The 10,927-nt window shown below is 56.8% G+C and carries 11 protein-coding genes; 8 read left to right on the top strand and 3 right to left on the bottom strand.

Translation table 11 applies throughout. From position 1 onward, the window contains the following. Positions 1-882 precede the first annotated feature (882 nt). From GSQ94_RS18785 to GSQ94_RS18770, 5 genes are all read left to right on the top strand, one after another. Complete coding sequence (locus tag GSQ94_RS18785) at positions 883-1,293, top strand: helix-turn-helix transcriptional regulator (protein ID WP_158945387.1); 411 nt, start codon at positions 883-885, stop codon at positions 1,291-1,293. Between the two features lie 233 nt (positions 1,294-1,526). Next, positions 1,527-3,311, top strand: coding sequence for a carboxypeptidase regulatory-like domain-containing protein (locus GSQ94_RS18780; RefSeq protein ID WP_254063985.1), 1,785 nt, complete (start codon positions 1,527-1,529; stop codon positions 3,309-3,311). A 306-nt stretch (positions 3,312-3,617) separates the two neighbouring features. Then, positions 3,618-3,851 (top strand): LysR substrate-binding domain-containing protein, encoded by a 234-nt coding sequence (locus tag GSQ94_RS21955; RefSeq protein ID WP_371417566.1) that lies wholly within the window; start codon positions 3,618-3,620, stop codon positions 3,849-3,851. A gap of 126 nt (positions 3,852-3,977) precedes the next feature. Then, positions 3,978-4,118, top strand: coding sequence for a hypothetical protein (locus GSQ94_RS21555; RefSeq protein ID WP_254063984.1), 141 nt, complete (start codon positions 3,978-3,980; stop codon positions 4,116-4,118). After that, positions 4,119-5,003, top strand: a complete 885-nt coding sequence (locus GSQ94_RS18770; protein ID WP_371417572.1) for an IS110 family transposase — start codon at positions 4,119-4,121, stop codon at positions 5,001-5,003. It begins immediately after the preceding gene. A gap of 398 nt (positions 5,004-5,401) precedes the next feature. Here the strand turns inward: GSQ94_RS18770 and GSQ94_RS18765 are convergent, their stop codons facing one another. Continuing rightward, a complete protein-coding gene (locus tag GSQ94_RS18765) occupies positions 5,402-6,427 on the bottom strand; it encodes an aldo/keto reductase (protein ID WP_158945384.1) in 1,026 nt (341 codons plus the stop codon). A 70-nt stretch (positions 6,428-6,497) separates the two neighbouring features. After that, entirely contained in the window at positions 6,498-7,256 is a 759-nt protein-coding gene (locus GSQ94_RS18760) for an SDR family NAD(P)-dependent oxidoreductase (protein WP_158945383.1), read from the bottom strand. A gap of 83 nt (positions 7,257-7,339) precedes the next feature. On the opposite strand from GSQ94_RS18760, the gene GSQ94_RS18755 reads away from it, so the two are divergent. Beyond that, complete coding sequence (locus GSQ94_RS18755) at positions 7,340-8,254, top strand: LysR family transcriptional regulator (RefSeq protein WP_158945382.1); 915 nt, start codon at positions 7,340-7,342, stop codon at positions 8,252-8,254. A 215-nt stretch (positions 8,255-8,469) separates the two neighbouring features. Here the strand turns inward: GSQ94_RS18755 and GSQ94_RS18750 are convergent, their stop codons facing one another. Next, on the bottom strand, positions 8,470-8,835 hold the full coding sequence (locus GSQ94_RS18750; RefSeq protein WP_158945381.1) for a nuclear transport factor 2 family protein: 366 nt from the start codon (positions 8,833-8,835) through the stop codon (positions 8,470-8,472). 118 nt (positions 8,836-8,953) lie between these two features. On the opposite strand from GSQ94_RS18750, the gene GSQ94_RS18745 reads away from it, so the two are divergent. Then, complete coding sequence (locus GSQ94_RS18745) at positions 8,954-9,865, top strand: AraC family transcriptional regulator (RefSeq protein WP_158945380.1); 912 nt, start codon at positions 8,954-8,956, stop codon at positions 9,863-9,865. Positions 9,866-10,318: 453 nt separating this feature from the next. Next, entirely contained in the window at positions 10,319-10,714 is a 396-nt protein-coding gene (locus GSQ94_RS18740; protein ID WP_254063983.1) for a hypothetical protein, read from the top strand. Positions 10,715-10,927 lie beyond the last annotated feature (213 nt).

Raw genomic sequence — 10,927 nt, 5'->3', positions numbered from 1 at the left:
AGGATCGACCCACTCCTCCCAAAGCTTGCGGCACAACACCATCGAAGAACCAGCAAAACGCCGTGTCAAGTCCACAACACGCAAACACCCGCATCAGCGTTGAACAATCGCGTGGCGCATGAGTTATCTCTGGCTCCCTATAATGGTTAGTAGAACAGATATCGCACCTCTCAAGCCCTTACAACAGAGCTAACCCTCCTGGATACAATATTTTGCAGCTAAGTCCTTTGAATGGAATATTTTACAGACACTCACCCCCTGTAAACTGTTGCAGCAAAAGCACTTGCGTCCAGGATACCCATCAGGGGGAGGGGGGAGGGTCCTGTCTTGTCGGAGAACCTCTCCTGAAGCGAAGCGAAAAGCGGAGATTGTCCTGAACCGACAGGCCGCGAGCCACGAAAACACCACGAAAGTGTGGAGAGGCGCATGCGAAAACGCCCGCAAACCAGTCGAAACTGGTTCACGGGCGCATCGAATTCACACCGGAAGGTAATAGAGAGAGCCGAAATCGCTCCCTCCAATCCCTAGTAAGGCCGGTAGTAAGCCGGACCGTAGTATCCCGGAGGCGGAGGTGGAGGATACCGGCGGCGGAACTGCGGATCCGCTCCAACAGGAACGCCCGCACCCAGCCGGTTCAACTCAGCCTGCGACACCGCAGACTAGTCGGCACCACGCATCGTCAGATAGTGGGTCACGCCGATATCGCGATCACCCGCGACCACAACGGCTGGCGTTGTCATTTCAGAAAGCTGTGCTTCAGGAAGAGTGGATAGTTCCGAAGAGTAAAGCAACGGGGACCATAACCCTTGGGGTATCCTCCATAGGGTGAGGCGTTGTCGCGGCCAATGCGAGGCAACAATCTTCAACGAGGTGGCCTATTTTATGCCCAAGCTCTACACTCCTCGCGAGGCAGCCCAAGTGCTCGGTGTCAGCTACCAGGCGCTGAAACAGTGGATTTACAACGGAAAACTGAAGAGTGTTCAAACGCCGGGTGGACACCATCGAATTCCCGAAGCTGAAATCGACCGTCTACTGCCTCGGTCCTCCGTCAAGGGGAAGCCTGAGAAGACACGTCACATGTTTCGGCGTGTAAGCGGCCGTAATCAGTTGACTGGACGAATCACCGAAATTAAGATCAGCGGTTTGCTCGCCCAGATCACACTTGCAGTAGGGGATCAGCGAATTACCTCGATTATCACAGCGGATGCGGTGCGGGAGTTGCGCCTGAAGAGCGGGCAGATCGCTATCGCTCTGGTCAAATCCACCGAAGTGATGATCGTTCTACCCGACTAGATCCGGTTGACATTAACGGTTTAATTCGTTTAGATCGGGGAATGCTCCCCGTCACGGCGTGAACCGATAACTTATTCTCGCCTTCCAGCCGGGAGGAGATTTGTAATGCAACTCACCATTTTCTTTATTCAAGAACGCATTACCGAGGCGCTTTGTTGCGTGCTAATGCGCACAAAACTCCAGCTTTAGAAAGATCCAATAATTCGCTTGTTCCATGACTCGATGAGGCCGCAATGAAGCTTATAGTCTTCCGCTCTTTCGTGCTGGTTACATGCTTGGGGTGCCTATGTTCCGTTTTTGCAGGAGCGCAGGCATTAGCAACCTTGTCTGGCAGGGTCACCGATTCAACCGGGGGGGTCGCCGCGGGGGCGACTGTCACAGCAAACGACGCTGACACAGGAGTGTCGCGAAGTGCTGTCACAAGCGAGGCAGGTCACTATGAAATAGTTGCGGTTCCTGTCGGACGCTATGTGGTCCGGGCCACAAAGCAAAGCTTCGCCGATGGAACGCGCACAGGAATCAGCGTGACGGCTGGCCAGGATGCCGCGGTCGACATTCACATGCAGGCGAAGACCACCGACGCCTGCGCGAGCGGCCGTGAGTTCGCCGCCACCGATTGCGCGCTGACCTGGTACGGCATCACGTTATATGGTTCGTATGACGTCGGCGTCGGTTGGGTCAGCCACGGGTTACCGGAGAACGGCTACAACTATGAAGGCGCATCCCTGGTAAACCGAAACGGCTATCAACATCGATTCCTCGTCGCACCGAACAACCTGCAGCAGACGGGGCTGGGCATCAGGGGCAAGGAAGAGTTTCTGCCTGGCTGGTCCGTTGTGTTCAACGCTTCAACTGGCATAAATCCACAGTCCGGCCTCCTCGCCGACGCCTCGAAGACCCAGATCATTAACAACGGACTTCCCAGGGCCAGCTATTCGTACACCATCGACGGCGCACGGGCGGGCCAACCCTTCAATGACGAAATTTATGGCGGTATCTCGTCCACACATTTCGGCACGCTGACCTTCGGTCGTCAGCGCGCGCTCGGTACCGATCTGATGCTCAACTACGATCCGAGCAACGGCGGCTATGCCTTTTCGTATATCGGGTATAACGGCACGATGGCTGGCGGTGGCGACACCGAGGACAGCCGTTGGGACTCCACCTTGAAGTACCGCTTGACCTATGGGCCGGCCCACTTCGGCGCGACGTATAAATTCGCCGATGGCAATGGAGGCTGCTACTCGGCCTCCGCAACCTGGACTGCTGCCACTTGTACGCCGGAGTCGGCGCATAACAACGCCTATGGATTCGACCTCGGAGGAGAACACGGCAAGTTATCTGCCGACCTCGTCTTCCAACATTACAACCAGGCGATCAGCGTATTGAATCCCCTGCTGGGGCCTCAGAGTCCGACGCAATCCTTTCAGTCGACCACGAACAGCATCAATACAAACCCCATCACTGGGGTAAATCTGATCGATACGAATAACACCTTATATGGCATCGTGACCGACAACAACGGCGTTATAGGCGCCGTGAAGTATACGTGGGATGCATTCAAGTTCTATGGCGGCTACGAATACATCTGGCAGAATAACCCGAAGGACCCGCTGGGCGTTGGTGCCTCGGACCAGGGCGGATATATCTTGAGCGGGGTCGAAGACAATAATCTTGATTCTGAAAAGCTGCTGCAGATCTGGTGGACTGGTGCAAAGTACACTTACCGCAAGAAAACCGACTTCACGCTTGCCTGGTATCAACAGCGGCAGAACGACTTCCGAGTTCCGAAGACCTGCTCAGCCGAAGCCGGTTTCCGCGCTTCCTGCGCGGGCACCCTCAACGAGGTGTCGGGATATGCGGATCATCACTTCACCAAGCGTTTTGACGCTTTTGCCGGAGTTGCGCATTCCTACGTGAGCGGCGGTCTGGCCATCGCCATTCCTCATGGCCCGGGCGTCCCATATCTCCACAACAACAACCTTGCTCCAACGATCGGTGGTCGCTTTGCCTTCTGATGATTTTCGCTTTAGGAACCAAGATTAAATAGGAGCCGTATTATTGTGAGGACTGCCTGGCCTGCGAGTTCATCGCAGCCAATTTACAGGTAAGCGCGATCAGCAGGGGAGTACGCGACTATGTGCTCGACCACTCCTCAATATCTCGCACGCTACGGTGCACCGGAATCGCCGGAGGATCTTAAGCGCTTTCGATCTGTCGTTTTTGTTGAGCGAGATTCCGTCCAGCCGTGGAGCTTTGGGGCCGGACAAGAGATGAAGCGTGTTATCCCCACGGGTGTGTTTCGAACCAGCGATATGGAATAGATGAGAATGGGTGTCCTTGAGCATTTGGGAATTGCACAGGCACCAGCATGGCTCTTCGCTGCAGAACTCAGAGAAGGTACAGTTGTACGTCTACTCTCTCCGTTTGAACGGACAGTGCCAATCCTTGCCGTGCGGCCCGCGAGTCGCCGAATGTCCGCCAAAGTTCGCATCTTCATCGAACACTTAGAGAAGACTTTCGCTTCTTGCTTTCAGTTCAATCCACGGCCCAGCTAGTCCTGTGAAGAATGCTCGGACCTAGAGATAAGTTATCTTAAGTCGGCTAATGAGATGGTCCGCCGCTTGTTTTTCATCCCCAGCAGGTGATCGCTGGGAGCAAGCTGTGACAGGAGGATCATCGCTATGCAGATACATTCGATTGGCATCGACCTGGGCAAGACGACGTTTCACCTTGTGGCGTTGGGTGCTTCGGGCAAGGTGCTGGTGAAGAAGAAGTTTACTCAGAAGCAGTTGCTCGCTTACACCGCCAACCTGCAGACTTAGCTGATCGGCCTGGAAGCTTGCTCGGGCGCTCACTTCCTCGGCCGGGCACTGCGCAAGCAGGGCCTTGAGGTGCGACTGATCGCAGCGCAGTTCGTGAAGCCTTTTGTGAAGTCGAACAAGAACGACTTCATCGATGCCGAGGCGATTGCTGAAGCCGTTGAGCGCAAGAACATGCGTTTCGTACCGATCAAGACCGATGACCAGTTGGACCTGCAAGCGATCCACCGCGTTCGCGACCGGCTGGTGTCCCGGCGTACAGCCGTGATCAACCAGATCCGTGCATTTCTGCTGGAACGCGGCCTGGTATTCGCGAAGAGGCCAGCCCAACTCAAGGCCGCGATGGCAGACGTCCGGGAGAACGCAGAAGCTGACCTCACCCCCATGATGCGCAACCTCATCAACGTTCTCTGGGAGGAGTGGAAGATCGTCGATCAGCAGATCGAGGAGCTTGGCGATGCGTTGGAACGGATCTCCGCTGCGGATGCCGGCTGCACGCGCATCCGGAAGATCCCAGGCATCGGACCGGTTGTCGCTACAGCGATCGTTGCGGCGATCGGCAACGGTGCTGCTTTCCGTAAGGGCCGGGAGTTCGCTGCATGGCTCGGCATCGTGCCACGGCAGTACTCAACCGGAGGCCAGGCCAGGCTGCTGGGCATCAGCAAGCGCGGTAACGTGTACCTCCGCAAGATACTCATTCATGGCGCCCGAGCAGCCGTGCTGCGGATCAAGCGCGATAGAGCACCCATCGGTGCGTGGCTCGATCGGCTCGATGCCAGGGCTCACAAGAACATCGTCATCGTGGCCATGGCGAACAAGATTGCTCGGATCGCCTGGGCAGTGCTGTCGAGCGGCAACGAATACAGGCCAGCAGCTGTGCCAGCATAACGGGCGCGGAAAAGACGCCTTCGGCCTGGAAGCGCTACGCGCTCCCACTTTCCCGCACCACGACGACGAACAAGCTCTCCACCGAAGTCTGCACAGGGTCAGCAAGGACGAAAGAACAGTCACAACGGTGTATCCACAGCTTGGTTCCGACAATGGGCTTCAACGTCCGATCGGCTTATAAGGATGGATACGCGCGCAGCTCATCATGGCCAGGAGAAACGATCTCCACATAAAGGCCGAATACATTTGCGCAGACTTGTCTTCTCGACCAAACTTCCCCCCTTGCAGTCGCGCGGCGGACCATACATTGTCGGAAGTAATCATGGGGCTCGATGAGGGCCTTCGCGATTTAGCGTAAATCGAGGGAATCCCAGAGATCGCAAGTCCCAGCACTTCGGTCAAACTGCGACCCGATCTGCACGACGCCGCAAGCTCGCCTGAGTCGTTGTCGGCGGCGCATAGACTGCACCCATCGGTCCGGCGTCGGTCCCCGGCGGAACGACTTCATCAATCCGGTCCAGGGTTTCGTCGTCGAGGGCCACTTCGGCCCCGGCGAGCAAATCGTCCAACTGTTGCATCGTTCGTGGGCCGAGGATCGCCGAGGTCACACCGGGATGAGCCATCACAAAGGCAATCGCCATGTGCGTCAGCGATAGCCCAACCCGCTCCGCGATTGGGATGAGCCGTTCGACCGCCTCCAAGTTACGTTCGTCGGACATCTGCTTGGGGAACACCTTGACGCGCAGGCTCTCTGGCAGCGCCTGGCCCTTCCGGTAGCGGCCTGTGAGCATACCCTTTGCAAGTGGGCTCCAGACTAGCGCGCCCATCCCGTACTTCTGGCAGACCGGCAGAACCTCCTGCTCGATGCTGCGGTTGAGAATCGAATAAGGTGGTTGCTCGGTGCGGAAGCGAGCCAGGCCACGGTGCTCCGCCACCCATTGCGCCTCCACGATCTCGGAAGCGGGGAAGGTGGATGACCCGATGGCGCGGACCTTGCCCGCGCGTATCAGGTCGGTAAGCACCGACAGCGTCTCCTCGATGTCGGTATCGGGAGAGGGCCGGTGAATTTGGTAAAGGTCGATGTGGTCGGTCTGCAGACGGCGCAGCGACGCCTCCACCGCCTGCGTAATCCAGCGGCGCGAATTGCCCTGATGGTTCGGATCCTCGCCCATGGCGCCGTTCACCTTGGTGGCCAGCACCATATTGTGGCGACGGCCCTTCAGCGCCTTACCGACGATCTCCTCCGACTCGCCGTTGCTGTACCTATCGGCGGTGTCGACGAAGTTGATGCCGAAATCCAAGGCCTTGTGGATGATACGAATGCAGTCGTCGTGATCGGAGTTGGCGATGCCGCCGAACATCATCGCGCCCAAGCAATAGGGGCTAACCTTGATGCCGGTCCGGCCTAGCGTGCGGTATTTCATGAAAGTGTCCCTTCGTCTGTCGGTGTGCGGTCAAAGCGGTTATTAGCGGTTCGATGATCGGGATTTCCCGTCACCACGGAATCGTTTCGTTCTCCCAACGCGTGAAAGTTCCAGTCGGGCTATCCGGACCAAGCAGCGCAACGCGCACTGCCTCTGCAGCGCCCTGCTCGACGGTTTCGGTACCCGCATATCCATTGAGGCCCGTCTTGGTGAAACCCGGAGAGACAGCATTAACCTTGATCCCCTCCGGTTCCAACTCAAGCGCCATGGCGACCGTTAACGCATTGAGGGCCGTCTTCGACGCGGGATAGACGGGGCCGAAGATCGAGCGCCAATGAAAGTTCGGGTCCGAATTCGTCGTCAGCGAGCCGACGCCGCTCGACACGTTGACAATGCGGGCGTTCGGCGTTTCGCGTAGAAGCGGCAACATCGCTTGGTAGACGGCAAGAACGCCGAACACATTGGTCTCCCACACCGCGCGCATTTCATCGAGGGCCACGTTGCTCGGGCGGGTCATGGCTGCATATTCTGCGACGGATTGGCCGGGCAGTTTGTTCGTATTCGAGATCGCCGCGTTTTGGATGAGCACGTCGAGGCGACCAAACTCACTGCGAACACGCGCCGCTGCGGTGGTGATCGAAGCCTGATTTGTCACGTCGAGTTGAAGAGCGTAGGCGTCGGGCCCAACCTCCTTGGCCGCGACCTCGCCGCTCTCGAAATTACGAGACCCAACCAACACAGTCAAACCATGTGCGGCGAGAACTTTTGCGATTTGAAGACCAATTCCTTGGTTGGCACCAGTGACCAGAGCTACGGGTTTGTCTTGCATGGGCATTTCTCCTTTTCGATTGGAGTATTCTGGGATTGTAGTCGCACCATGCATTGTTGGAATGGGAGGTATGCACTCGAAGCATGAGCAAAGTCCAATTCCGAAACATCGACCTGAACCTATTGATACCTCTCAAGGCCTTGCTTCATGAGCGCAATGTCACCCGCGCCGCGGAGCGCATCCATCTCAGCCAATCCGCAATGAGCCGCGCGCTGGACCGCCTGCGTTCGGAACTCGGAGACGAACTGCTGGTACGAGTGGGACGTAAATATGAGTTGACACCACGCGGCAGTGAACTGCTCGACGAACTGGCGCAAGTGATGCCTCGACTGGCTCGACTTTGGGCGGGAGAGACCTTCTCTCCGGCCCAAAGCGAAGGACACATCCGCCTGGCGATGAACGACTATGCAACCAGCGTCGTGTTGGCACCACTTGCGGAAATCTGTGGACGGCTTGCGCCCGGGATTACGCTGGAGGCAGTTCCGTGGCATGAGCGGTTCCATGAAGAGAGCGGGCTCGTGACAACGCACCTGATTCTGAGTCCACTGTCCGTGCCCTCGACGTTTCGTGTGGAGCCTCTGTTCAAAGACATCTTCGTGTGCGTTCTCGGCCGTAAGCTAAAACATCCGAAAACCTCTCTCACAATGAAGGACTATCTAAGCTTTCGGCATATATCCGTAGAAACGCAATCCAACCAACAGAGCCTCATCGACCGATCTCTTGGAGAAGCGGGTTTCCAGCGCCGTCTGGCTGTTCACCTTCCCTACTTCCTCGCGGCAATTCGCATGCTGGAAACGACAGACCTGGCGTTAACGATACCTGCCCGCATCGCAGCCCCAGTGGCAGCGCTTCATGATTTGGTAAGTCTGAAAGCGCCGAAAGAGATCCCGCCGATACGATACTCCATGGTCTGGCACCCACGCTTCGAAAGCGATCCGCTGCATATGTGGCTTAGAGAGACAGTGCGTCAGATTTTTCGTCCTGCTCCTCCTCTCTAGCAAATTAGGAGTGGTATGTCGGCCAGTGTCCAGGAATATTGCAGAAGCGCGGGCTCTCAACTGCCGATATCAAGGCGATGCACGTTTCCAGCTTCGTCTGTGTCGGCGAGTGACCCGGCGATTTAGCACCAGGAACAGATCCTCCTCAAGGATGACAAACAAGAAAGGCAACGACAATGACAAAGCCCGCAGCAGCTTCGCTACGGGCTTGCTGGTTATGACTTCGGGGACGCTGGACCAAACGTGAGCAGGCTTACGATTTTGCCGGCCGGTGAGAAGCGAATGCAATCGTGGCCTTTCACCGTGACCTTTCCGTCAGGAAGTATGAGCACCCACATAAACAGGGCGACCTCGTGATGCGTGGAGACGTTTTCGATGTCGAAGTGGGCACCAGGATACTGCTTCTGGAAGCGCTCCATGTCTTCGATTGCTGCACTGGTGCCTCCGACGTACTCCGGCACGAGATATTCCACGTTCTCGTCGAAGACTTCCCAGAGGATGCTCTTCCGCTGCGCGTCGGGAATCGGCTTCCAGGCTTCCACGTAGCTTTGGTAGACGTTCAATGCTTGTAGATTGGTCATGATGGTTCTCCTTCTGTCCCTAAGGTAGGCCGGGACTTCTGTACGGTCGATAGTTGAAACGCCGAAATTATTTATCTAAAGCCCACAAATAAGCCGCAAGCCGGGGCATCCTAGATGCATGGATCCGTTTCTCGATGTTGTGCAACTGCTTCGACCACGGGCCACATTGTGGTCGAAAATTGAGGGCTTTGGTCGATGGGGGTTGGCGTTTCGGAAGCGCGACGATTTGCTGTTTTGCCGCGTGGAGCGGGGCGAGTGTCACCTGCTGCGGCCTCAGCTTGCGCCGGTGCTACTACGGCCGGACGACTTCGTTCTGATTCATACCTCGACGCCGTTTGTGCTCACCTCAGACCCAACGATGGAGCCGGAAGACAGCGAAGAGTTGGTGGCGGCAGCGAAGAGTGTCTCGCTGCAGCTTGGCGAAGGCACGGAGTCGCCGGTGACGCTGCGTGGCGGGCGGTTTGTTTTCGATACAGCGAATGAGAGCTTGCTATGGGAGCTATTGCCGTCGCTGCTGCACGTTGCGGCGGACGATACGTCGTCGTGGCGCGTGCGGTCCTTGCTGAAGTTGAATGAGATGGAGACCCTGCAGCCGGGTCCGGGCAGCGAGTTTATTATCGCGCGGTTGATGGAGCTCATCCTGGTGGAGATGCTGCGGCGTGAGACGCCGAAGGCGGATGACCGGTCGACGGGGTTGATTGCCGGCTTGCTTGATCCTGCCATTGCAAGCGCGCTGCTGGCCATGCATGGCGAGATTGCGCACGAGTGGAGCGTGGCGGAGTTGGCGCGTTTGTGCGGCGTGTCGCGGTCGGGTTTTGCGACACGCTTCAAGGGCGTGCTGGGTGTGGGACCGATTGAATACCTGATGCATTGGCGGATGGCCGTGGCGAAGGATGAACTGCGACGCGGAACACGAAGCATCAGCGAGATTGCGCTGGCTGTAGGATTTCAGTCGCCGAGCGCGTTCAGCACATCGTTCACCAGGGCCGTGGGGTGTTCTCCGAAACGGTTTGCTGGAAAAGCTGCCTAACGCAGCCGTCCAAGCTTCTAAGGGCTTTCCCGGAAAAGTTAGATTTTGAGCGGCGGGGACGAGGCCAGGAAGCACACAGTCGACTTTGCCGAAAATGCGACTCCGCGGGAACAAGGAACCATCGGGCAACAGGAGCGCGTTTATGGGGCCGAATCTTTCTTCGTCTCTGTAGCAGGTAATTGTGTAATAACGGCCGGCTACAAATGTTGCTGGCGATGGCAGCGCCAGACCAGTCTGACGGGGCGGTAAACTTTCTGAAAGCTGGCCTTGCGGTTAGCTTGGAGTCGATGGCGAGGTCAGCTCATGCGCTTAGAAGAACTCGGAGAACGCATCTGCATTTTGGGTCCCTCGAATAGTGGCAAATCCACACTTGCCGCTGCCATTGCCAGAAAGCGTGGACTAAGAGCAGTCCATCTGGATCACCTCCATCACCTTCCCCACACTGATTGGAAAGTGCGTCCGTCACACGAGTTTGTCGCCCTGCATGATGAGGCAATCGCAAACGACCGATGGGTGATGGACGGAAACTATTCGAAGCTCTTCCCCAAACGCTTCGAGCGTGCGACAGGGGTGATCCTGATGGACATCTCCACAGGCGCGAGCTTATTTCGTTACGTCCGCAGGACACTTTTTGACGGAAGAAGGTTTGGTGCACTCGATGGCGGGCAGGATAGCGTCAAGCTCGCGATGCTTCACCACATCGGAGTCGTAACACCCGAGAATCGTAAACGCTATGCCGAGATATACCGGCATCTCCTCCTACCAAAGATCTACCTGCGCTCGATCCGTACGATCAACGAATGCTATCGGATGTGGGAGCTGAATCGTGCGCCCGAGATGGAATATTAATCCTCACGAATCGGCCCGTGTTTAGTGATACCGCCGCCGCCAAAACTCAATTGGCGCATTCCGGCCGATGCACTCATTGACCCAGAATAGGGTCCATTTTGAGAATTTGTCTCCTAAATGCCTTTTCTCTTCATCTGGCCGCAACTGCCGAGAAGCCGACATCCCGTTACCCATCCTCAGAACGGTATTCGACTATTCACCTCAAGCCATCCG

Source organism: Granulicella sp. S190, assembly GCF_009766095.1.
Lineage (GTDB): Bacteria > Acidobacteriota > Terriglobia > Terriglobales > Acidobacteriaceae > Edaphobacter.
Note: the sequence above shows the minus strand (reverse complement) of the source record. Positions and strands in the feature narration are given on the sequence as shown.